The organism is Rhodoferax lacus, assembly GCF_003415675.1.
Classification (GTDB): Bacteria; Pseudomonadota; Gammaproteobacteria; order Burkholderiales; family Burkholderiaceae_C; genus Allorhodoferax; species Allorhodoferax lacus.
The window spans coordinates 21,012-43,160 of the sequence record NZ_QFZK01000009.1 but is presented as its reverse complement, the minus strand read 5'-3'; the positions used below and the strand labels follow the sequence as shown (position 1 = coordinate 43,160).

23 protein-coding genes and 1 pseudogene are annotated in these 22,149 nt (G+C 63.9%); 2 read left to right on the top strand and 22 right to left on the bottom strand.

Annotation, left to right across the window (positions count from 1 at the left end):
• Window positions 1-58: 58 nt before the first annotated feature.
• From cobA to DIC66_RS14260, 7 genes are read right to left on the bottom strand one after another with little or no spacing between them, the layout of a single operon-like run.
• Complete coding sequence (gene cobA, locus DIC66_RS14290; RefSeq protein ID WP_117178360.1) at window positions 59-829, bottom strand: uroporphyrinogen-III C-methyltransferase; 771 nt, start codon at window positions 827-829, stop codon at window positions 59-61.
• A 26-nt stretch (window positions 830-855) separates the two neighbouring features.
• The gene (locus DIC66_RS23470) at window positions 856-4,020 is read right to left on the bottom strand and encodes a nitrate reductase (protein ID WP_233505936.1); all 3,165 of its coding nucleotides are present in this window, start codon (window positions 4,018-4,020) and stop codon (window positions 856-858) included.
• A gap of 24 nt (window positions 4,021-4,044) precedes the next feature.
• On the bottom strand, window positions 4,045-4,431 hold the full coding sequence (nirD, locus tag DIC66_RS14280) for a nitrite reductase small subunit NirD (RefSeq protein WP_117178358.1): 387 nt from the start codon (window positions 4,429-4,431) through the stop codon (window positions 4,045-4,047).
• Window positions 4,428-6,965: a nitrite reductase large subunit NirB gene (gene nirB / locus DIC66_RS14275; protein WP_117178356.1), complete on the bottom strand. Its 2,538-nt coding sequence runs from the start codon at window positions 6,963-6,965 to the stop codon at window positions 4,428-4,430. Before nirB ends, nirD begins: the two co-directional genes overlap by 4 nt.
• Before the next feature lie 2 nt (window positions 6,966-6,967).
• The gene (locus DIC66_RS14270) at window positions 6,968-7,807 is read right to left on the bottom strand and encodes an ABC transporter ATP-binding protein (protein ID WP_233505929.1); all 840 of its coding nucleotides are present in this window, start codon (window positions 7,805-7,807) and stop codon (window positions 6,968-6,970) included.
• Complete coding sequence (ntrB, locus tag DIC66_RS14265; protein WP_117178354.1) at window positions 7,804-8,727, bottom strand: nitrate ABC transporter permease; 924 nt, start codon at window positions 8,725-8,727, stop codon at window positions 7,804-7,806. The genes DIC66_RS14270 and ntrB overlap by 4 nt, the downstream gene beginning before the upstream one ends.
• Before the next feature lie 10 nt (window positions 8,728-8,737).
• On the bottom strand, window positions 8,738-9,982 hold the full coding sequence (locus DIC66_RS14260) for a CmpA/NrtA family ABC transporter substrate-binding protein (protein WP_117178352.1): 1,245 nt from the start codon (window positions 9,980-9,982) through the stop codon (window positions 8,738-8,740).
• On the opposite strand from DIC66_RS14260, the gene DIC66_RS22945 reads away from it, so the two are divergent.
• The gene (locus DIC66_RS22945) at window positions 9,981-10,217 is read left to right on the top strand and encodes a hypothetical protein (protein ID WP_147321324.1); all 237 of its coding nucleotides are present in this window, start codon (window positions 9,981-9,983) and stop codon (window positions 10,215-10,217) included. The genes DIC66_RS14260 and DIC66_RS22945 overlap by 2 nt on opposite strands.
• 93 nt (window positions 10,218-10,310) lie before the next feature.
• Here DIC66_RS22945 and DIC66_RS14255 read toward each other — a convergent pair whose 3' ends face one another.
• From DIC66_RS14255 to DIC66_RS14245, 3 genes are all read right to left on the bottom strand, one after another.
• Window positions 10,311-10,958 (bottom strand): ANTAR domain-containing response regulator, encoded by a 648-nt coding sequence (locus tag DIC66_RS14255; protein WP_117178350.1) that lies wholly within the window; start codon window positions 10,956-10,958, stop codon window positions 10,311-10,313.
• Window positions 10,959-11,020: 62 nt separating this feature from the next.
• On the bottom strand, window positions 11,021-11,422 hold the full coding sequence (locus DIC66_RS14250; RefSeq protein WP_117178348.1) for a type II toxin-antitoxin system VapC family toxin: 402 nt from the start codon (window positions 11,420-11,422) through the stop codon (window positions 11,021-11,023).
• Window positions 11,419-11,679 (bottom strand): AbrB/MazE/SpoVT family DNA-binding domain-containing protein, encoded by a 261-nt coding sequence (locus DIC66_RS14245; RefSeq protein ID WP_117178346.1) that lies wholly within the window; start codon window positions 11,677-11,679, stop codon window positions 11,419-11,421. The genes DIC66_RS14250 and DIC66_RS14245 overlap by 4 nt, the downstream gene beginning before the upstream one ends.
• Before the next feature lie 150 nt (window positions 11,680-11,829).
• On the opposite strand from DIC66_RS14245, the gene DIC66_RS14240 reads away from it, so the two are divergent.
• A complete protein-coding gene (locus DIC66_RS14240; RefSeq protein WP_117178344.1) occupies window positions 11,830-12,843 on the top strand; it encodes an isopenicillin N synthase family dioxygenase in 1,014 nt (337 codons plus the stop codon).
• A gap of 24 nt (window positions 12,844-12,867) precedes the next feature.
• Here the strand turns inward: DIC66_RS14240 and DIC66_RS14235 are convergent, their stop codons facing one another.
• The 12 genes and pseudogenes from DIC66_RS14235 to DIC66_RS14185 all read right to left on the bottom strand — a co-directional run bounded on the left by DIC66_RS14235 (window position 12,868) and on the right by DIC66_RS14185 (window position 22,117).
• On the bottom strand, window positions 12,868-13,521 hold the full coding sequence (locus tag DIC66_RS14235) for a 3'-5' exonuclease (protein ID WP_117178342.1): 654 nt from the start codon (window positions 13,519-13,521) through the stop codon (window positions 12,868-12,870).
• A 7-nt stretch (window positions 13,522-13,528) separates the two neighbouring features.
• A complete protein-coding gene (locus DIC66_RS14230; protein WP_117178340.1) occupies window positions 13,529-15,358 on the bottom strand; it encodes a DUF294 nucleotidyltransferase-like domain-containing protein in 1,830 nt (609 codons plus the stop codon).
• Window positions 15,359-15,375: 17 nt separating this feature from the next.
• Window positions 15,376-16,020 (bottom strand): 2-hydroxychromene-2-carboxylate isomerase, encoded by a 645-nt coding sequence (locus DIC66_RS14225; RefSeq protein WP_117178338.1) that lies wholly within the window; start codon window positions 16,018-16,020, stop codon window positions 15,376-15,378.
• A gap of 33 nt (window positions 16,021-16,053) precedes the next feature.
• Window positions 16,054-16,218, bottom strand: a complete 165-nt coding sequence (locus DIC66_RS23715) for a DUF1289 domain-containing protein (RefSeq protein WP_338052500.1) — start codon at window positions 16,216-16,218, stop codon at window positions 16,054-16,056.
• An 84-nt stretch (window positions 16,219-16,302) separates the two neighbouring features.
• Window positions 16,303-16,791: pseudogene (locus DIC66_RS14220) on the bottom strand (YbaK/EbsC family protein); the annotation flags it as partial.
• A 21-nt stretch (window positions 16,792-16,812) separates the two neighbouring features.
• A complete protein-coding gene (locus tag DIC66_RS14215; RefSeq protein ID WP_117178334.1) occupies window positions 16,813-17,721 on the bottom strand; it encodes a hydroxymethylglutaryl-CoA lyase in 909 nt (302 codons plus the stop codon).
• Window positions 17,722-17,724: 3 nt separating this feature from the next.
• A complete protein-coding gene (locus tag DIC66_RS14210; protein ID WP_233505927.1) occupies window positions 17,725-17,985 on the bottom strand; it encodes a DUF2442 domain-containing protein in 261 nt (86 codons plus the stop codon).
• The gene (locus tag DIC66_RS14205; RefSeq protein WP_233505926.1) at window positions 17,978-18,238 is read right to left on the bottom strand and encodes a DUF4160 domain-containing protein; all 261 of its coding nucleotides are present in this window, start codon (window positions 18,236-18,238) and stop codon (window positions 17,978-17,980) included. Before DIC66_RS14205 ends, DIC66_RS14210 begins: the two co-directional genes overlap by 8 nt.
• Before the next feature lie 59 nt (window positions 18,239-18,297).
• Complete coding sequence (locus DIC66_RS14200) at window positions 18,298-19,218, bottom strand: 2-hydroxyacid dehydrogenase (protein WP_117178328.1); 921 nt, start codon at window positions 19,216-19,218, stop codon at window positions 18,298-18,300.
• Between the two features lie 66 nt (window positions 19,219-19,284).
• Window positions 19,285-21,354, bottom strand: coding sequence for an acetyl/propionyl/methylcrotonyl-CoA carboxylase subunit alpha (locus tag DIC66_RS14195; RefSeq protein WP_117178326.1), 2,070 nt, complete (start codon window positions 21,352-21,354; stop codon window positions 19,285-19,287).
• Between the two features lie 20 nt (window positions 21,355-21,374).
• Window positions 21,375-21,782, bottom strand: coding sequence for a type II toxin-antitoxin system VapC family toxin (vapC, locus tag DIC66_RS14190; RefSeq protein WP_117178324.1), 408 nt, complete (start codon window positions 21,780-21,782; stop codon window positions 21,375-21,377).
• Window positions 21,779-22,117, bottom strand: a complete 339-nt coding sequence (locus DIC66_RS14185; RefSeq protein ID WP_117178323.1) for a type II toxin-antitoxin system VapB family antitoxin — start codon at window positions 22,115-22,117, stop codon at window positions 21,779-21,781. The genes vapC and DIC66_RS14185 overlap by 4 nt, the downstream gene beginning before the upstream one ends.
• Window positions 22,118-22,149: the final 32 nt, after the last annotated feature.

Sequence of the window (22,149 nt, the reverse complement as noted above, 5' to 3'; positions counted from 1 at the left end):
TGAAAGATTAGCACAAGGCCGGTTTGGCGCCAAACGGTATCGGCAACGGACCCGCAGACTACATCCCCGCCCGGGCCTGAATGGGCAACTCGGCTGCCAGCAAGCCCTGCACCACATCACCCACCACAATTACCGCCGGGCTGCCCATACCTTCTTGCTCAATGGTGGCGTGCAACGCGCCCAGGGTGCAGGCGGCGTGGCGCTGCTGGGGCAGGCTGGCGTTCTGGATGATGGCCACCGGCGTGTCGGCCGACAGGCCGTGCAGCAACTCGCTCTGGATGTGGGCCGAGCCACTCACGCCCATGTAGATCACCAGCGTGAGCTTGGCTTGGCGGGCGGTGGCGGCCAGGGCGCGCCAGTCGGTGCCACTGTCGCCGGGCTTGGCGTGCCCGGTAACAAACACCACACCGTGGGCGTGCTCACGGTGGGTGAGTGGCGTGTTGAGCGAGGTGACTGCGGCCAGACCGGCGGTGATGCCGTTGACCACCGAAACGCGCACCCCCGCAGCCAGCAGGTGCTCCACCTCTTCGCCACCACGGCCGAACAGAAAGGGGTCGCCCCCCTTGAGGCGCACCACGGCTTCGCCCTCCTGGGCGGCAGTGATCATCAGCTTCTCGATAAACGATTGCGGCGTGGACTTGCAGCCCCCGCGCTTGCCCACCCAGACCACGCGCGCTGTGGGCGCAGCCAGGGCGACGATGGGCTCGCTCACCAGGTCATCCACCAGCAGCACGGTGGCGGCCTGAATGGCCTTGAGGGCCTTGAGGGTCAGCAGCTCCGGGTCACCGGGGCCGGCACCCACCAGGGTGACGTGGCCGCTGGCGGGCATGGAAGAGAAAAGGTTGTTCACAGTGTTCAAGCCGTTTGGGCTGTCGATATCGGAATGATCGGATGGGTCGTCATAGGGGGTGCGCTGCTGCGCACCATGCGCTGCAGTTCGGGAACGCAGGAGCCGCAATTGGTGCCGCATTGCAGCGCGCCCTGCAATTTTGCCAGCCGCTCAGGCAGACTGCCGGTGGTTGATTTTAGATTGTCCTCGATGGCAATGTCCCTGACGTTGAAGCAGGTACACACCACTTTGCCCTTGGACACCACGGCCAGCGGCGGTTTGGCTACCGGCAGCAGCAGTGCACGGCCATAGGCCTGGGCGGCCTGCTCTTCCTGCAGCAGGCTGCTGATCCAGGCCTGCGCGCTGGTGTCACCGGCCAGCAAAAAGCCGTCCAGCCGCGTGTCCGAGTCCACGCGCTGCAGGCGCATGGCGCGGCGCTGGCCACATTTGGCATCGGCATAGCGCAGCACCTCGGCACCCTGCAGTTGCAGAATCGCCTCGATGCGCTCCAGCAGTTCGGCGGGCGCGGCCTCGCTGGCCGCAGCGCGAAACAGCACGCCCTGGCGCTCGGCTCCTGCCCCTTGTGCACCCGGCACCGGGGTGCTGGCAAAGGGCACGCAGCTGGCAAAGGGAAACTCGGCCATCAGGGCCTGCAATTGCACGCGCGCCTGCAAGGCCTGGCCATCCGGCAGCCAGGCCATGGCCAGGAGTGTCCAAGGCAGCTCGGCCTTGAGCACCTTAACGGCCGCGTGCTTGAACTCGGGCTGTTTGGAGTCCGGGCAATAGGCCGAGGTGGTCAGCGCATTCACGCCGGCCAGACGTTCGCCGCTGCTGCTGCGCCCGCTCAGGAACTCTTCGCCCCAGTGCATGGCCAGAAACACCTGGCTCATCCCCTGCTCTTTGCTGGCCTGCACCGGCACCAGAATCGAGCCGCGCTTGCTGGTCACGTGCACCAAGTCGCCTTCCTGCAACAGACGCCGCGCCATGTCCTGCGGATGCATCTGCAGGGTGGGCTCGCGCACGTGGCCGAACAGCCGCCCCAGCGTTCCGGTGCGGCTCATGCCGTGCCACTGGTCGCGCAGGCGGCCGGTGTTAAGCGAGAAGGGGTAACGGGCCTCACGCGCTTCGGCCACGGGTTTGTAGGACACATTGGCAAAGCGCGCGCGGCCGTCGGCGGTGGGGAAGATGCCGTCAGCGTACAGGCGCGCTTGGCCCAAGGAAGTGACAGGACTCTCACCACCGCCCACAACACTGCTATTCGCCGCTGCGCTTGCAAGCACAGCCTGCGCTGCACGCGTGTCGCCCGAATCAGGACAAGGCCACTGCTGTGGCGCGGCTTCCAGAATCGCATACGACAAGCCAGTGATATCCAGGTCGCGGCCACGGGTGCTCTCACGATGCTCGTTCCAGATGGACTCGGCATCGGCGTAGGGGAACAGCGTGGAACCGCTGCGGCCCAAGGCCACTTCGAGGCGCTGCGCAAACTCCACAGCAATGGCCCAGTCATGCCGCGGCGCGCTATCCGTGATGCCGGGAGTGTGGGTGGCGGAGCGCTCTGCGTAGGTAAAGGAGGAGCCCGCATCGCGGGCGGGGGACACGGAGCAGAGCGCTTCGCCGCCCACGCTCCCAGCGCCGTCAACACGCCCAGCGTCACCAGAACTACCAGCGCCAACCAAATCCGCCACGCCAACAACATTCCCAGCGCCGCCAAGAGCCGCCAGCGTTGGCGCAGGCACTGCCGCCCGCACTCGGGAAATCCGGCGTTCGCTATTCGTGACCGTTCCTTCTTTCTCGCCCCAGGTCGTGGCAGGCAGCAGCAGGTCGGCGTAGGCACAGGTGGCGGTGCTGGCAAATGCCTCTTGCACCACCACCAACTCGCAGCGCTCCAGCGCGCGGCGCACGGTGGCCTGGTCGGGCATGCTTTGCGCGGGGTTGGTGCAGGCAATCCACAAAGCCTTGATCTCTCCGTCGGCTGCGGCCTGGAACATTTCCACCGCCGTCTTGCCGGGCTTGGACGGCACATCGTCCACACCCCACAGAGCCGCCACTTCGGCACAGTGCGCGGGGTTGGCCAGGTCGCGGTGGGCGCTGAGCAGATTGGCCAGGCCCCCCACTTCGCGCCCGCCCATGGCATTGGGTTGGCCGGTGAGGGAGAAAGGACCAGCGCCGGGCTTGCCGATCTGGCCAGTAGCCAAGTGCAGGTTGATCAGCGCAGCGTTCTTGGCCGTGCCGCTGCTGGACTGGTTCAGCCCCTGGCAGTACAGGCTGAGGGTCGGTTTGCGCGGAACAGGGCCACTGCCAAAGTGCAGGGCGGCATCTTCCAGGCCAGCGAACAGGCGCGTGGCCTGCAGCAGGGCTTCCTTGCTGATGCCACATATTTGCGCCACCACATCGGGCGTGCAGTCACGCACCGTGGCCTTGAGGTCTTCCAGGCCGCTGGTGTGGGCAGCCACATAGGCCGCGTCCAGCCAGCCTTCCCACAGCATCAGGTGCAGCATGCCGTTGAACAGCATCACATCGGTGCCGGGCTGAATGGCCAGGTGCAGATCGGCCATGTCGGCAGTGTCGGTGCGGCGCGGGTCCACCACCACCAGTTTCAGGGCCGGGTTGGCTTTTTTGGCGTCTTCGATGCGGCGAAACAGCACCGGGTGCGCAAAAGCCGTGTTGGAGCCGACGATGAACAGGGTGGCCGCATGGTTCACGTCGTCATAGCAGGCCGGGGGTGCATCCGCTCCCAGTGTCTTCTTGTAGCCGGCCACCGCGCTGCTCATGCACAGGCGCGAGTTGGTGTCGATGTTGTTGGTGCGAATCAGCCCCTTGGCCAGCTTGTTGAAGACGTAATAGTCCTCGGTGAGCAACTGGCCGGACACATAAAAGCCCACCGCGTCCGGGCCGTGGTCGCGGAGGATGCGCGCAAAGGTGTCGGTGGCGTGGCCCAGCGCCGCGTCCCAGGTCACTGCTTGGGGGGCGGCGCCACGCGCCAGACGCTGCATGGGTTGCAGCAGCCGCGTTTGCAGAGTGACTGGCGCACTGGCGGTGAGGTGCAGCGTGCTGCCCTTGGAGCACAGGCGGCCGAAGTTGGCCGGGTGGTCCGAGTCGCCCCGCACGCCGGTGATCTGCGCACCGCGGCTCTCGATGATGACGCCGCAGCCCACCCCGCAGTACGGGCAGGTGGACTTGGTTTCCTTCATGGTGGCGCCTTGCATGCCGTGGGCTTAGACCGTGGCCTTGCGACGGGCGGGCCCGGCAATTGGCCGCAGCAGATCGGTGGCGTGGCCTTGCAGCTCGGACGCCTTGAGGTAGACCGCGCCGTCTTCGAGCTTGACGCTGAACTTCGGGGTACAGCCCTCATCGGGCGCCGAGGCCTGGCCGTCGCACAGGCCAATGCTCCAGTTGTGCAGCGGGCAGGCCACGTGGGTGCCAAACACAATGCCCTGGCTCAGGGGGCCGCCCTTGTGCGGGCAGCGGTCCAGCAGGGCAAACACTTCATCAACGCTGTTGCGGAAGACGGCCACGTCCATACCGTGTTCGCGGGTGACGCGGCGGGAGCCCAGCACGGGGATGTCGCCCAGCTGGCAGATCAAGGTCCATTCCGTGCTCATGCCGTCACTCCTTCTTGCACGCTCAGCGCATCAAACTGGCGCGTGTCGACCTGCGCGTCCTTGAAATCGAACCAGGGATCGGGCTCGCCATCCAAAGCGAATTGCAGGCGCTCCCACAGGGCCTTGCGGCCTGCGTGGTCTTCCAGGATGCGGGCCTTCACATAGTCCAGGCCCACGCGGTTGACGTAATGCACGGTGCGCTCCAGGTACCAGCCTTCCTGGCGGTACAGCTCGCAAAAGGCGCCGGTGTACTCCAGCACTTCGGCGGCAGTCTTCACCTTGGTGAAGAAGTGCGCCACTTCGGTCTTGATGCCGCCGTTGCCGGCGATGTACATCTCCCAGCCGCTGTCCACGCCGATGATGCCCACGTCCTTGATCCCCGCCTCGGCGCAGTTGCGCGGGCAGCCGCTCACGGCGAACTTCACCTTGTGCGGGGCATACATGCGCCACATGGCGCGCTCCAGGTCCTTGCCCATCTGGGTGCTGTCCTGCGTGCCCATGCGGCACCACTCGGAGCCCACACAGGTTTTGACGGTGCGCAGGGCCTTGGCATAGGCGTGGCCGCTGGGCATGCCAATGTCTTTCCATACCGACACCAGGTCTTCCTTCTTCACGCCCAGCAAATCGATGCGCTGGCCGCCCGTCACCTTCACGGTGGGGATGTTGTATTTGTCCACCGCGTCCGCAATGCGGCGCAGTTCGCTGGCGGTGGTCTCGCCGCCCCACATGCGCGGGATCACGCTGTAGGTGCCGTCCTTCTGGATGTTGGCGTGGCTGCGTTCGTTGATGAAGCGGCTTTGCGGATCGTCTATTGCCTCTTTGGGCCAGGAGCTCAGCAGGTAATAGTTGATGGCAGGCCGGCAGGAGGCGCAGCCGTTGGGGGTCTTCCAGCCCAGGTGGCTGTAGACCGCCGCGATGGTGAGCAGCTTGTCTCCGGAAGGCAGTGGCGTGCGTATGGCTTCTCGCACCGCCGCGTGGCCATGCTCGGTGCAGCCGCACATGGCCTTGGTCTTGGGTGTGGCCGAGTAGTCGCCACCGGCGGTGAACATCAGGATCTGTTCCACCAGGCCGGTGCACGAGCCACACGAGGCGCTGGCCTTGGTGTGCTTGCGCACCTCTTCGATGGTGAACAGGCCACGGTCCTTGATGGCCTTGCAGATGGTGCCTTTTTTGACACCGTTGCAGCCGCAGACCTCGGCGTCATCGGGCATGCTGGCGGCCTTGCTGTGGCCCTCATGGCCCACATCGCCGATATTGCTTTCGCCAAACATCAGCTTGTCGCGGATGTCGGCAATTGAGCGGCCGTCGCGCAGCAGCTTGAAGTACCAGCTGCCGTCCACGGTGTCGCCATACATGCAGGCGCCCACCAGTTTGTCGTCCTGGATGACCAGCTTTTTGTAGACGCCACCAAAGGGGTCGCTCATCACGATCTCTTCAGTGTTCGGGCCACCCATGAAGTTGCCTGCGCTAAACAGGTCAATGCCAGTCACTTTCAGTTTGGTCGAGGTCAGCGAGCCCTGGTAGCGGCCAATGCCGTACATCGCCAGGTGGTTGGCTGCGACCTTGGCCTGCTCGAAGAGCGGTGCCACCAGGCCATAGGCAATGCCGCGGTGTGCGGCGCATTCGCCCACGCTGTAGATGCGCGCATCGGTCACGGTCTGCATGGTGTCGGTGACCACAATGCCCTTGTCCACATGCAGGCGCATGCTCGCAGCCAGGGCGGTGTTGGGGCGTATGCCCACGGCCATGACGACCAGGTCGGCTGGCACTTCGGTGCCGTCCTTGAATTGGATGGCCCGGACCCGTCCTTTGGACGGGGCCCCTCCCCCATCCTCGCGGCCGCCCTTGCCATCGTCCTCGGTGCCAAGCAGCGCCTGGGTCTGCGCACCCATCAGAAAATTCAGGCCGCGTTCTTCCAGGGATTTGCGTAACAGCCCACCGGCCACGCTGTCGAGCTGGCGCTCCATCAGCGTGGGCATGACGTGCACCACGCTGACCGTCATGCCGCGCAGCATCAGGCCGTTGGCGGCTTCCAGGCCCAGGAGGCCACCACCAATCACCACCGCATGCTTGAAGCGGGTGGCCGCGTCGATCATGGCATTGGTGTCGGCAATGTCGCGGTAGGCAATCACGCCTTCCAGGTCCTTGCCCGGCACGGGCAGGATGAAGGGGTTGGAGCCGGTGCAGATCAGCAGACGGTCGTAGGCGGCCTCAAGTACGCTGCCATCGGCAGCCACGGCGCGCACGATGCGCTTGACGCGGTCCACCTCGGTGACGGTTTTGCCCACGTGCAGGGTGATGCCGTTTTCTTCGTACCAGCTGAAGGGATTGAGGATGATCTCCTCAATCGTCTGCTCACCGGCCAGCACCGGGCTGAGCAGAATGCGGTTGTAGTTGGGGTGGGGCTCGGCGCCGAAGACGGTAATGTCGTACAGCTCCGGGGCGATTTTGAGCAGCTCCTCGATGGTGCGCACACCGGCCATGCCGTTGCCCACCATGACCAGCTTTTGCTTCACTTGGGTTCTCATATCCATGGTCAGGCCGCCTTTTCTACGTGGGCTTGGCGCGTGTAGAGAAAATCGATCACGGCCTTGCGGTAGCCCAGGTACTGCGGGCTGTCGGCCAGTGCCACGCGGGAGCGCGGCCGGGGCAGGTCCACGCTCAGCACTTCGCCAATCGTGGCCGCAGGCCCATTGGTCATCATCACAATCTTGTCGGACAGCAGCACGGCTTCATCCACATCGTGCGTCACCATCACCACCGTGCTTTGGGTGCGGGCCACAATCTCCAGCAGCTCGTCCTGCAGCTTGGCGCGGGTGAGTGCGTCCAGCGCACCAAAGGGCTCGTCCATCAGCAAGACCTTGGGCTCCATGGCCAGCGCCCGGGCAATGCCCACGCGCTGCTTCATGCCGCCGGATATTTCGCCGGGGCGCTTTTGCGCGGCGGCGGTGAGTCCCACCAGGGCCAGTGCGGCATCGGTGCGGGCCATGAGCTGGGCCTTGTTCTCGGACGCGGCACCGGTGCTCTTGGAGGCCGAACCAAACACGCGTTCCACACCCAGGTACACATTCTCGAAGCAGGTGAGCCAGGGTAAGAGCGAATGGTTCTGAAACACCACGGCGCGCTCGGGGCCGGGGCCGGCGATTTCGCGGTTGGCGCAGAGCAGGTGGCCCTGCGTGGGCATGGTCAGCCCGGCAATCAGGTTCAAGAGCGTGGATTTGCCGCAGCCGCTGTGGCCGATCAGGGCCACGAATTCGCCCTTGGCCACGGTCAGGTTGATATCGCGCAGGGCCGGGAAGGAGCCCTTCCTGGTCTTGAAGGTCTGGGCCACGCCCTGCACCTCGATGAATTTGGAATGCATGGTGTCTACGCTCATGACTTCACTTCCTCAAATGTGAATGCGGTTGCGATTTTGATCAGCGCGTACTCCAGCATCAGGCCGACGATGCCGATGACGAAGATGGCGATGATGATGTTCTTGACGTTGAGGTTGTTCCACTCGTCCCAGACCCAGAAGCCAATGCCTACGCCACCGGTCAGCATCTCGGCGGCCACGATCACCAGCCAGGCGGTGCCCACGGCCAGGCGCACGCCGGTGAGCATGTAGGGCAGCACCGAGGGGAAGAGGATCTTGGTGATGATCTTCCACTCGCTCAGGTTGAGCACGCGGGCCACGTTCATATAGTCCTGCGGCACGCGCTGCACGCCCACCGCGGTGTTGATGACCATGGGCCAGATGGAGCAGATGAAGATGGTCCAGATGGCCGCCGGGTTGGCACCCTTGAACACCAGCAGACCAATGGGCAACCAGGCCAGGGGCGACACCGGGCGCATCAGGCTGATGAGCGGGTTGAACATGCGGCTCAAAAAATCGAAGCGGCCGATCAGGAAGCCCATGGGAATGCCCACCAGCGCCGCCAGGCCAAAGCCCAGCGCCACGCGCTGCAGCGAGGCCAGCACATTCCAGCCCACGCCCTGGTCATTGGGGCCCTTGCGGTAGAACGGGTCACTGAAGATGCCCACAGCCTGCCTGGCCGTGTCCAACGGTGTGGGGATGCTGCCAGCCGTGCCCATGCTGACCAGCGACCAGATGAGCACCAGCAGCACCAGGCCCAAGACCGGCGGCATCACGGCCATCAGCAGGCCGTTCCAGTCGAAGCCGGGTTTGGTGTCGGCGTAGGGTGGCACTGCAGCCGCGGCGGGTGCAGCGGCCTTGGTCACCGGCGCTGCCACTTTCATGGCCGCCACATCTTCGGCCGCAGTGGCCAGGGGGGAATGGAAAACAGCGCTCACCATGGTGTGCTCCTTATGCCTTGACCTTGAAGGCGTCGGCGTATTTCTTCGGGTCCTTGCCGTCCCAGACGATGCCGTCCATCAGCTTGGACGTGCGCATCGCATCCTTGGGCACAGGCGTCTTGGTGGCCGTAGCGGCCTGCTTGTAGATGTCGATCTGGTTGATCTGCTTGGCCACCGCCAGGTAGTCCGGGTGGTCCTTGAGCAGGCCCCAGCGCTTTTGCTGGGTGAGGAACCACATGCCGTCCGACAGGTAGGGGAAGTTCACCGCGCCGTCGTTGTAGAACTTCATGAAGTTGGGGTCATCCCAGGTCTTGCCCATGCCGTTCTGGTAGCGACCCAGGATGCGCTGGTTAATGGCGTCCACGCTGGTGTTCACATAGCTCTTGTCGGCGATGGTTTCGGCCATCTTGTTCTTGTTCTGCAGGCCAGAGTCAATCCACTTGCTGGCTTCCAGAATGGCAGCCGTCACAGCGCGTGCGGTGTTGGGGTACTTCTTGACGAAGTCGCCCGTGGTACCCAGCACTTTTTCCGGATGGTCTTTCCAGATGTCCTGGGTGGTGGCCGCAGTAACGCCAATGCCGTCGATGATGGCGCGGTGGTTCCAGGGCTCGCCCACGCAGAAGCCATCCATATTGCCCACGCGCATATTGGCCACCATCTGGGGCGGCGGCACAGTGATGACCTTGGAGTCGCTCAAGGGGTTGATGCCGTTGGCCGCCATCCAGTAGTACAGCCACATGGCATGGGTGCCGGTGGGGAAAGTCTGGGCAAAGGTGTATTCGCGCTTCTCGGCCGCCATCAGCTTGGCCAGGCCTGCGCCGTCCACGGCGCCCTTGTCGGCGAGCTTCTTGGACAGCGTAATGGCCTGGCCGTTGTTGTTCAGGGTCATGAGCACGGCCATGTCCTTCTTGGGGCCGCCGAGCCCCAAGTGCACGCCGTAGACCAGGCCGTACAGCACGTGGGCAAAGTCCAGCTCGCCCGAGACCAGCTTGTCGCGCACACCGGCCCAGCTCGATTCCTTGCTGGGGATGATCTTCACGCCGTACTTCTGGTCAATGCCCAGGACGGAAGCCATGACGACGCTGGCGCAATCAGTCAGCGGGATGAAGCCGATCTTGACCTCGGTTTTTTCCGGGGCATCGGAGCCACCGGCATAGACCGCCGCGCGCAGCGCAGGGTCCACACCAAAGGCGCCGATGGCGGCGGTTTGCAGCACGGCGCGGCGTGTGAGCTTGGTTTTCAGAAGATCCGTCATGGCAACACTCCAGAAGATAGGAAACAAAAAAACAAAAACAAAAAAGGCGTCCGCACAGGGCACACATTGCTTGGAGCATGTGAGCCCGTGGGGACGCCTTTGTCCTTTGGATCTGCCGCAACCGCCGTTGGCCGCTGCAGACCGCATGACCATCGCTGGTCTTGTTGTTATCTATGCAATCTGCGTGCCATCTTTATATGCTATTCATTCTGTAGCATCAAACCCTTGCTTTTAAAGGGGTAGGAGCACATACATTCATATCACGGCATGACATAGTGTTCGCACTGCTTTTGTGCAATGCACCAAATGCGCGTGCGCGTGCGCTGATTTAGCCCAGCAGATCGGCCACATCCAGCATGCGCTGGGCCACTTCCACCATCTTGAGGTTCTTGTCCATGGCGGCCTTGCGCAATCGGGCGTAGGCATCGGGCTCGCTGAGCTTTTGGCGCTCCATCAAGAGGGCTTTGGCGCGGTCAATCACCTTGCGCTCTTTCACCGAGGCACTGAGTTCGTTGAGTTCGCTGCGCGCATCGGCCAGCTCCTGGCGCAGGGCCTGCTCATGCTGGAAACGGGCCATGGCCACGTCCAGAATCGGGCGTATGCGGTCGGACTGCAGGCCCGCCACGATGTAGGCCGTCACACCAGCGGCCACGGCCGCGCGGGCATTGCCGCTGTCGTGGTCGTTGGTGAACATGACGATGGGGCGGCGTGCATCGCGCGTGGCCATGACCACGTGCTCGAGGGCGTCGCGTGCATCGCTCTCGGCATCCACAATGATCAGGTCGGGGCGCAGCTGGGCCAGGCGCTCGGTGAGGAACACATCCGAAGGCAGGGACGCCACCAGGTTGAAGCCACTCTCCAGAAGGCCAATGCGCAGGCTGCGCGAACGCTCGGCCTGCTCACGGGCGTGCGCATCGTCCGGATCAATCAGGTCCAGGTCGGGGGCGATGACAACAATACGGATGGCTTCGGACATTGGTGATGGTGACGCAATAAGTGCGCCACGGTCTGCAGACAGGCTTGAAGGGTGTGCGTCGCTCAGGCGGGTGTCAGAACCGTCAGGCCATCAAAGTAATGGCGGTAAAAACCGGCGTCGCAGGTCAGCAGTGCGTTGGCCTGGCGCATGGCGTGGGCCCCGATCAAAAAGTCGGGTGCAACACGCTCGCGTGGACCTTTGTTGCGGGCATAGCCGCGCATGATGCGCGCAGCCTCCAAGGCAGTGTCCATGGTCAGCGGATCATGCTCTATCTGGCAATCCGCCAGGAAGTCCCGCAGGTCTTGCTCCGTGGCGAAGTAGCGCCCCAGCTCGGCCACCACCACAGCGCACACAAACAAGCCACCCTGTGCCAGTGCTGCTTCCAACGCAGCCTGCGCGGCGGCAGCGCCGGGTGCACCTTTGACAATGTCAAACAGAACGCTGGAATCCACCGCCGTTTTCATGCCTTGTCCGATTCGCCGGACCAGGGAACCGTGCGGCCACGCAGTTCAGACAAGGCTTCATCGCGTGTCAGACCGTCATCCACGCCCTTGCCCACCCAGCGGCTCAAGTCCAGGGAGACCTTCTTCTCGATCACCAGGCGGTTGCCTTCGATATGGATTTGCAGCTTGCTGCCGGGCTTGAGCCCCAACGCATCGCGGGCTTCTTTGGGAATCACAATCTGGCCGCGTTCGGCCAGGGTCAGATCTTGGGTTTCCATTGCACACCTCGCTGTGTTAATGGCCTTAGTATGCTTAAGTTAGTATGAAAATACAAGTACGTACTTAGTACGCCAATTCTTGCAGCATGGCGCGATTCAAACGGCGCAGTATCCTGCGCTCTGCCCTGCCGCCCAACCTCCGGAGCCACCATGCCAAGCACCCCAGATGCCGAACTGCCGCTGATCGACATCGCGCCGCTGTGCGGCGACAGAGCGCCCCCGCAGCGCGCGCAGGCCATGGAGGCGCTGCTGGGCGCGCTCTCCACCGTGGGCTTTGCGGTGCTGCGCGGCCATGGCGTGGCACCGGAGGTCACAGCCCGGATGCGCGCCGCCGTGGCCGCCACCTTTGCCGCACCGCGCGAGTTGTATGCGGGCCTGACGGTGCAAAAGGGCAACTACCGCGGCTATGTGCCGCTGGGCTACTTCACACCCAACTCGGGCGTGGGTGATGTGGACTATTACGAGGCCTGGAAGCTGCACCACGAGACCGACCCCAAGGACCCGGTGTGCCTGCAAAGCCCGCTCTATGGCCCCAACCGGTGGCCGCCGGTGGGCCCGGACACTGCAACCGGCCGCGTGGTGGACATACGCGCCGCCGTGCTGGCGTATTGGAGCGAAATGGACCGCGTAAACGCCTGTGTGCTCACGGCCCTGTGCGAAGGCTTGGGGCTGGACGCCACCATGGTGCTGGACATGCTGAGGCAACCCTTAACCAATATGACCCTGCTGAACTACCCCGGCGCTAGCCCCAAGGATGCCTGGGGCATCCACCCGCACAAGGACTTCAACTTCCTCACCTTCCTGTCCCATGACCCGGTCGGTGGGCTGGAGGTTCGCAGGCTGGACGGCACCTGGCTGGACGCGCACTGCCCGCCCGATGCCCTGGTGCTGAATGTGGGCGACATGCTGGAGTTGCTGAGCGGCGGACGGCTGGTGTCCACGCCGCACCGGGTGGTGAACCGCAGTGGCAGGCAGCGCATGAGCTTCCCTTATTTTTCAGTGCCGCGCCACGATGTGCGGGTGCAACCCTTGCTGCCGCCCGTACCCGGCTTTGTGCGCGAGCCCTTGCTGGCGGGCGCGGCCAGCGCCAATATCTGGACTTCCAACTGGCCTGACGAAAAGAGCGCGCTGGCCGCGCAGGATCTGGGCGACTACGGCGGCTAGAAACTGCCGCCATACGCTTCTTGCTCAGTCGTTGAGTTCCCGCAATTTGATAAACGCCAGCGCCGCCATCACCGCGTCATTGAGCGCGTCGTGGGCCTCGCGCAAGGGCAGGCCCAGGTCGCTCATCATGGTGTTAAAGCGCAGATCGATTTGCGGCGCGTCCTGGCGCAGGTGCGCAGGCTGGTTGCGGAACTTGTAGTCGTAGTACATGCCCGACACCTCGATCTTGGTCTGCGGCAGGCCCTGGCCCAGCATGGGGAACAGGGCCTTGTTGACCATGGCCACATCGAACTCCAGGTAGTAACCCACCAGCGGGCGGCTGCCGATGAAACGCATGAGCTGCTTCATGGCCTCGTCGATCGGCAGGCCCTGCGCCACATCGCGCGCGCGCAGGCGGTGGATCTTCACACTCTCGGCCGAGACACCGTGCTGGGGCTTGACCAGCAGTTCCAGGCGCTCGCTGGTCATGATGCGGTTGCCCACGATGCGCACAGCGCCTATGGAGATGATTTCATCCTTGCCCACATTCAGGCCGGTGGTCTCGCAGTCCAGCGACACCCACTCGTTGGCGGGCGCCGGGTCGAACATGAAGCGGAACTCGGGCAGGCCCAGGTGGTAGATCAGCCACCAGCGCTTGAGCGCGGCCCACCAGCGCAGAGGCAGAAATTCGACGCTCATACTGGAATCACCCCACCGCTTCCAAGTGGAAGCGAAGGCGCAGCAAGACCTTGAAGCGCTTGACCACACCCAGCGTGTCCTTGAGCAGGTCGCGGTCCAGGCTGCTGAGTTTTTCTACGTCAATGGAGCCGGTGACCGGCCGGCCGGTATCGAGTTCGGCCAAGCCCGCCTTGAGCTTCAGGCCCATGAAGAAGTACAGGCTGTCGGTCAGGTCGGCGGCCATCTCGGGGGAGAGCATGTCTTCAGTCACCAGCGCGTTGATGCGCGCCACGGTGCCGGTTTCGGTGATGCGTTTGGAAAGCGCCATGCTGCGCACGCCATGCACCAGCGGGAAGATGCCTTCCTTCTTGATGTTGAGCTGCTGGGCGCTGTCGCCGCCCAAGCCGAGCAGGCGGTTCCACCAGCCGGTGTTGGTGCCGAAAGCGTCAATGGCGGAAGCAAAGCGGCTCAGCATGGCGTCGTTGTCAGTGGCCAACTGGCTCAGGGCCTTTTGCACGTCTTCAAGCAGGTGCGCGTCCCCACAGACGGCATGCGCGTCCATGAAGATGGCCAGCTTCATCAGGCTGTCGCCGTCGGGCAGGATGAGCCACTGGCGCGCCATCTGTGCAAAAGCGCTGGCGGTGTTGCGCCAGTCCGGGTTGCTGACCATGATGTGGCCAGGGCACTCGGGGTAGCCAAAGCTGGCCAGGGCCGCGGAGAAGCGGTTGCAGATGTCGGCCAGATCGTCCGGGGGCGTGTAGCCGTCGCGCAGCACCAGGCCGTTGTCCTGGTCGGTCTTGAGCAACTGCTCGCCGCGGCCTTCGCTGCCCATGACAAACAGGCAGCTGTTGGCCACCAGTTCGGGCGGCGCCAGCAGGTTCCAGGCGCGCTCAAACAGGCGGGCGTTGAGCTGCTGTACCAGGCTGGCAATCAGGTTCACGCGCGAGCCGCTGCGGTACAAGAGCGCAATCATGCGGGTGATTTGGGCCGCAGCCTGGCTCAGGCCGTCCAGGTCCCGTGCGTCTTCAATCTTCTCGGTGATCAGGTGCGACTGGTTGGACAGGAAGGAGAACAGGTCCAGCGCCTCCAGGATGCCCACAATGCGCGCCTCGTCCACCACCACCACGCGGTGCACGCGGTGGCGCAACATGATGGCCATGGCGTCGCCCAATTGGTCGGATGGCTTCACTTCAATCAGCTTGAAATTGGCCAGGTCGCCCACGGGCAGTTGGTCCAAGGGCCTGCCGTCCAGAATGGCGCGCTGTATGGCCGTGGCGGTGAAGATGCCCAGGCGCTCCGGGCTTGCGCTGCTGTCACGCACCAGCACGTTGGAGGTGCGTTCGGCCTGGAACAGTTTGACGATGGAGAGGATGTCCGCCTTGGCATCGACAAAATGCGCCGGGCGCAAAAACGCCTCATCCACGCGCGACATGGTGAGCGATTGCAACTCGTGCTGGTTTTGCCGGGCCGAGAGGGCACTGAGCTTGTTGCTCAGGTCCGAGAACAGCAGCGCGCCAAAGGTGGCGTTGGATGCAATCAGGTCACTCACGGCCTGCTTGGCCAGTTGGTAGGCCACCACTTCCTCGGCGGCAATGAAGCGGCTGCTGACCTTGCCCGCCACCAGGCCGCGGCCGTCAAAGCTGTCGTCCGGGCCATAGGAGGTGAGCACCTCCGAACCCTCCATCTGGCTCACGTAGCCCTTGATGATGACGAAGAGGTGCGTGGGGGCAATGCCCACTTCCAGGATGGTGGCGCCTTCGGGGAAGTAGGCCACGTCCACGCTGTCGCGCACCAGGCGCTGCTCGTCCTGGGTCAGGCAGTCAAAGGGGGAGGCGTTGAAGTTGAAGGCATTGGGCATGGAAGAGCCTCCGGCCTTCAGGCTTTGAGGGGCGGCAGTCCGGAGGGCAGCGCCTGCGGCGCGTTCCAGTGGGCGTCCGTAAACCAGGCATCACCCTCCAAATAGGCACGCAGCATGGGCAGCGCGTCCAGCCCCCAGAACACTTTGCCGTCCACTTCAAAGGCGGGCACACCAAAGACCTTGAGCGCCATGGCTTCATCGGTGTGGGCCTTGAGCTGGGCTTTGACGGTGTCGTCGTTCACCGTGCGCGCGGGCGCCAGCTCGGCGGTGAGCGCTTGCAGGCGCGTGGGATCCACGGCATCGGCTCCGCCCTGCCAGACATGGCGGAATACGGTTTCGCAGACATAGCGGTTGGGCAGTCCCGCAGCATCGGTGGCCACGGCCAGGCGCAACAGGGGCATGGGGTTGAAGGGGTGCAGGGCGGGCATGTCCAGCACCACGCCACGGCTGTGCGCCAGCCACATCACATGGCGGTAGGTCCAGTCGCGCTTGGCCGGAATTTCAGCAGGGCCCAGGCTGCCGTTGTGGCGTAAGAGCGCGCCCAGCACCACCGGCTTGTACTGCACGCTGTAGGAGAGGCCCTGCAGGGCCTTTGGCAATTCCTCAAACGCCAGCCAGGCGTAGGGGGAAATAAAGTCCAGATAAAAGGTAATCTGTTTCATGGCCAGGGGTCTCCATCATGCGCTGCCTGTCTTTTAGACCCAGCGGGCCTGCAGGCGTTTGTCAATTGAATTCCACACTGCAAATTTGCCATCCTCGTCCAGGGTGGACCATTGGATCAGCTCATTGCGTGTACGCAGGCAGCCCAGGCAGATGTCGGTTTTCTCATCCATACGGCATACCGAGACGCAGGGTGACATAGAAGTCTTTCCCGCAGCTTGCACCGAGGCCGAGCGGTCCAACAGCACTCTGCGCGCCCCTGCGGGCATGTCGGCCAGCGTCCACTCCACCACATCGGACTCGTTGACGCCGGTCATGAAGCACAGCTGGTTGGGCGTGAGCTGGAACACACTGTGCGGGTGGCCGGCTGCGGCCCAGATGTCGTCAAAGCGGAACAGGTCTTCGTCGATCAACGTGACCACTTCACTGGCATGCGCCAGCGGTGCCACGCCGCCTATGCTGAAGCCGGTGCTGGCCTTCACAAAGGCCGCATCAGCACGGCCCACGGGCCCCACCAGGGCCTCTACTTTTTTCTGGTCCACACGCCGGTCGCCCGAGGCGACCACCAGCACGGCGCTGTCATCGGACAGACGGCGAAAAATAATGCTCTTGGCAATCTGGCCCAGCGCCACGCCCAAGGCATCGGCCGCCTGCTGCGCGGTGCGCGCGGCGTCTTCCAGCATCACAGGGGTGTGCGGGTGCTCATGCGTCTGCAAAACAGCGGCCACACGTTGCACGCCTTCGGGTAGGTTCATCAATTCGGCTCCACACATGGCAGGGGGTCCAGGGTTGTCTCAGGAAAGGCGCTTGGCCATCAAGGCATTGCTCACGCGCGAATGGGGCTTGCGGCCCAGCGCGTCGCTGATGAATTGTCCCGCATCCATGAGCCGGTCCAGATCGATGCCGGTGGATATCCCCATGCCGTGCAGCATATAGACCACATCTTCCGTGGCCACATTGCCGGTGGCGCCCTTGGCATAGGGGCAGCCGCCCAGGCCGGCCACCGAGGTATCAAACTGCCAGATGCCCACTTCCAGGCTGGCCAGGGTGTTGGCCAGGGCCTGGCCGTAGGTGTCGTGGAAATGGCCGCTGACCTGATTGATGTCGTAGTGCTTCAACGCAGCCTCCAGCGCCCGCTGCACCTTGCGCGGCGTGCCCACGCCGATGGTGTCGGCCACACCCACATGCTGCACGCCCAACTCGCGCATCAGGCGCGCCACCAGTTCCACCCGCTCAGGGGCAATCTCACCCTCATAGGGACAACCCACAGCGCAGGAGATGGCGCCGCGCACCGCAATGCCCGCAGCCAGCGCGGCCTGCACCACGGGGCGAAAGCGCTCCATGCTCTGGGCAATCGAGCAGTTGATGTTCTTCTGGCTAAAGGCCTCACTGGCCGCGGCAAACACCACAATCTCGTCGGGGCGGGTTTTGACAGCCGCCTCATAGCCCTGCAGATTGGGCGTAAGCACCGAATAGCGTACACCGGGCTTGCGCTGGATACCGGCCATGACCTCGGCGTTGTCGGCCATTTGCGGCACCCATTTGGGCGAGACAAAGCTGGTGACCTCAATCTCGGTCAGGCCTGCATCCTGCAGGCGCTGCACCAGTTCGATCTTGACGGCCGCAGGGACAGCCTGCTTCTCGTTTTGCAGGCCGTCGCGGGGGCCTACGTCGACGAGTTTGACGTGTTGGGGTAATTGCATGGCTCAGACAATTGGACTTTTGGCTTCAACGGATGGTTGTCCAGCCAAAAGACCTGCAACCGAAATATCTTCATCCACCAAAGGCCAGTGAATGCCCTCCCCATCGCCCATCAATTCGTAGTCGGCACGCTCACCACTTGATGCATGGGCCAGCCTGGGGAACCACGCCAAGGGAACAGTCAGCGTTCGCCCGTCGGCGAGTGAGACGCGCAATTCGTCGTCCGAGCACACAACGGACATTGCCTTGGGCGCGATGTTAAACATGAAAGAACTCATTCCAGGCCTCTACAAAAAACGGTTGATTGGCCTCCACCAAGCCCAGTAGCTTGCTCAAATCCTGTGGAGCAAAGCCCGTGCTGCGGGCGAGTGACACCGGCTTGAGCCAGAATTTTGCCAGCATGCGGTCCTGCTGCACATGGATGTGATGCGGCTCGCCATTCTCGTTGGCGTAAAAGAAAAAACGGTAGGGGCCGATGCGAAAAACGGTGGGCATAGCGAATCCAAAGGTGGCGGACACTTTCGAAGTGTGATGTGCGGTTTAACTTCCTTACCTGACAATTCACTGCATCCAAGGTATCAGTAACCGCGCTGCCTGTCCACAAGCCCCCTCACTGCCTCACCCCGCTGCATAGCCTGAATCTTGCCCACGATCTGCGCAATCGACTCCCCACGCACCGTGAGCGCGGCGGTGTGCGGCGTGACGGTGACGCGTGGGTGCGTCCAGAACGGATGCGCAACAGGCAGAGGCTCGGTGCGGAACACGTCCAGGGTGGCACCGGCCATGTGGCCGGACTCCAGCAGGGCCAGCAGGTCGTCTTCCACCAGGTGCGCGCCGCGGGCCACGTTGATGAGGTAGGCGCCGCTCTGCAGGCGCGAGAGGGTGTCGCGGTTGATCAGGTCACGCGTCTGGGGGGTGGCGGGCAGCACCGAGACCAGCACACGAGTGGCTGCCAAAAATTCATGAAAACCTCCGGCGCCGCTATAGCAGCGCACGCCAGGAATCGTCTTGGGCGTGCGGCTCCAGCCGTTGACGGGGAAGCCAAACTGCGCCACCGCCTGCGCCACGCGCGCGCCCAGCACGCCCAGCCCCATGATGCCCACCGGCATGGCGGAGCGCGGTGCGATCTCGCGCTGCTGCCAGGTGGCGGCTTGCTGGTCGGCTGCGTAACCCGCGAACTCGCGGTAGTGACGGATCAGGGCATGGCAGACGTACTCGGCCATTTGCACGGCCATGCCCGCATCGTCCAGGCGCACCAGCACGGTGGCGGGGGCGATGTTCAAACGCAGCAACGCGTCCACTCCGGCGCCTATGTTGAAGGCCGCACGCAGCTGCGGTTGCTGGTCAAAAAAAGCCTGGGGCGGCTGCCAGACGATGCCGTAGTCGGCAGGGGCAGCGCCCGGCTGCCACAGGCTGATGTCGGCGCCGGGGAGCGCGCCGCGCAGGTCTTGCAGCCAGGGTTCCGCGTCGGTGGCAGCGCAGCAAAAGGTGATGTGCATGGTGTGTTCCTGAAGGTCCGGCCAGCATTGTGGCCGGACTTGCTGGCCGCTCTTGCGCGCAGGCCTTCAGGCCGCCACCGCTGCGGGCTGTTCCAGCGGCACCAGGCGCAGCAGCTCAGCGCCCTCGGCCACCTGGTCGCCCGGGGCGTACAGCAGTTCGGCCACAGTGCCGTCGACGGGCGCGGCAATGGTGTGCTCCATCTTCATGGCGTCCATCACCGCCAGCGGCTGGCCTTTTTTGACCCCATCGCCCGCCTTCACGGCAAACGACACCACCTTGCCCGGCATGGGCGCAGTCAGGCGCCCGCCCTCGGCCTGCGTTTCGCCGGCATGGGCCAGCGCGTCCACGCGGGTAATGGTGGTGGCACCCAGCGGGGTGAAGACGTGCAGCACTTCGCCGTGGTCATGGACTTGGGCCTGGATGCGCCGGGCGCCCAGGGTGATGTCCAACGCGCCCTCGGACCCTGCCTTGTGCAGGCGCTGGAACTGCAGGGTTTCGGATTGGCCGTCCACCATCAGTTGCAGCCCCTGGGCATGGCCGCGCGTGAGCAGCAGCACCTGCGGCTGCTCCTGGTAAACGGAAGAGAAACTGCGCAGCGAAGGGCCGTGCGAGCGCCAGCCGTCACGCCGCGCCCACGGGTCTATCCAGCCCTGTGCGGTGGCGGCCTGCGCTGTGTGCTCGGCCTGCGCTTCCTGGTCCAGTGTGTGGGCTACCAGTGCGGCAGCAGCCAGCGGCAGGCCGACCTTGTCCTGGTGGAACAAGACGGAGGCTTCGCGTGGAATCAGCGCGGTGTCGAGCTGGGCCTGGGCAAACGACGCACTGCCCACCACATGGCGCAGGAACTGCACATTGGTGGACAGGCCCACGATATGGGTTTGCATGAGTGCCGCGTCCAGCCGCGCCAGCGCCTCCTCGCGCGTGCTGCCGTGCACGATGAGCTTGGCCACCATGGAGTCATAAAACGGGCTGATGGTGTCACCCTGGCGCACGCCAGAGTCCACGCGCACACCGTGCGCAGCGCGCTCGAAACTGCTATGTGCGGGCAGGCCGTAGACCTGCAGGCTGCCGGTGGCGGGCAGGAAGTTGTTGTCCGGGGTTTCGGCGCAGATGCGGGCTTCGATGGCGTGGCCGTTGATTTTGAATTCGCTTTGCTGCAGCGGCAGCGGCTCGCCACAGGCCACGCGCAGCTGCCACTCCACCAGGTCCAGACCAGTGATGGCCTCCGTGACCGGATGCTCCACCTGCAGGCGCGTATTCATCTCCATGAAGAAGAAGGACATGCTGCCGTCGGGCTTTTGTTCGACGATGAATTCGACTGTGCCGGCACCCACGTAGTTCACAGCGCGCGCCGCGGCCACGGCTGCCTGGCCCATTTGCTCGCGCATGTCTGCCGTCATGCCCGGCGCGGGCGCTTCTTCCAGCACCTTCTGGTGGCGGCGCTGCACCGAGCAGTCGCGCTCGAACAGGTAGACATAGTTGCCCTGGGTGTCGCCGAACACCTGGATCTCGATATGGCGCGGACGCTGCACGTATTTTTCAATCAACACCGCGTCATCGCCAAAGCTGTTGATGGCCTCGCGCTTGCAGCTGGCCAGCGCCTCGGCGAAGTCTTCGCTTTTGTCCACCGCGCGCATGCCCTTGCCGCCGCCGCCGGCACTGGCCTTGATCAAGACCGGGTAACCAATGGCATCGGCCTCGCGCTGCAGGAGGGCTGCGCCCTGACCGGCGCCGTGGTAGCCCGGCACCAGGGGCACACCGGCTTTTTCCATCAGCTGCTTGGACTCGGCCTTCAGGCCCATGGCCAGGATGGCGGAAGGCGGCGGGCCGATGAAGACCAGCCCGGCATCTGCACAGGCTTGGGCAAAGGCCTCGTTCTCGCTCAAGAAACCATAGCCCGGGTGGATGGCTTCTGCGCCCGTAGCCTTGGCCACTTCGATGATTTTTTCCCAACGCAGGTAGCTGTCCTTGGGGGCGCTGCCGCCGATAAACACGGCCTCGTCACAGGCCTGCACATGCTTGGCACCTGCGTCGGCATCCGAGTAGACGGCCACGGTGCGGATGGCCATGCGCGCGGCGGTGGCGGCCACGCGGCAGGCGATTTCACCGCGGTTGGCAATGAGGATTTTTTTGAACATGGAGACTCCATTTGGAAGAATTAGTGCGGCACAACCCGCAGTCCGCGCAAGGCGGCCATCACATCAAAGTCGGCATCGCGGTGCAGCAGCATGTGGTTATTGGCAATGCAATAGCTGGCCAGCAATACATCGATGGGGCTGCGCACCGTGTAGCCCTGCGCACGCAAGGCGCTGTAGTGCTCGGCAGCCAGCAGTGCGTTGTCGAGCCCACCGATTTCGACCACATCGAGCGCCAGCAAAAGATCCCTGGCGCGGCGCTGCTCCTTGGGCGAGGCAAAGCCGCGCATCACCTCAAACACCACCAGATCGGCAACCCCCAAGTCCACCGTCGCATCGCCTCCCTGCAGCCAGGCAAGGAGTTGCTCCACGGGCCGGTTGCTGGTGCCGCGCAGGTAATCAATCCATACGCTGGAGTCGACCAATATCACTTGGCACGGCCTCGCTTGGGCGGCGCTGGCTTGGGCGGTGCTTGGGTCGCTTTACGCTCGGGCTTGGTCTTGACCAGGGGTGCAGGCACCGCAGGCAGATAGGGTGCAGGCTCTGCTTCACTGACCATCAAGGCCTGCTGCGCGCGCCATTGGGCCCAGCCTTCGTCCGAATCATCCCAGTGCAACGTGCCACGGGCGGCCAACAAGGCGTCATAGGCCTTGCGGCGCTTGATCATGCGCAAGCCCTCCTCCACCGCCTCGCGCTTGGTCTTGAAGTTGCCCGCAGCCATCGCGGCCTCCATGAGCTTGTCATCAATCTCGATATTGGTTCGCATGCCAACTCCATCAATGTGTACGAAAAATCAAA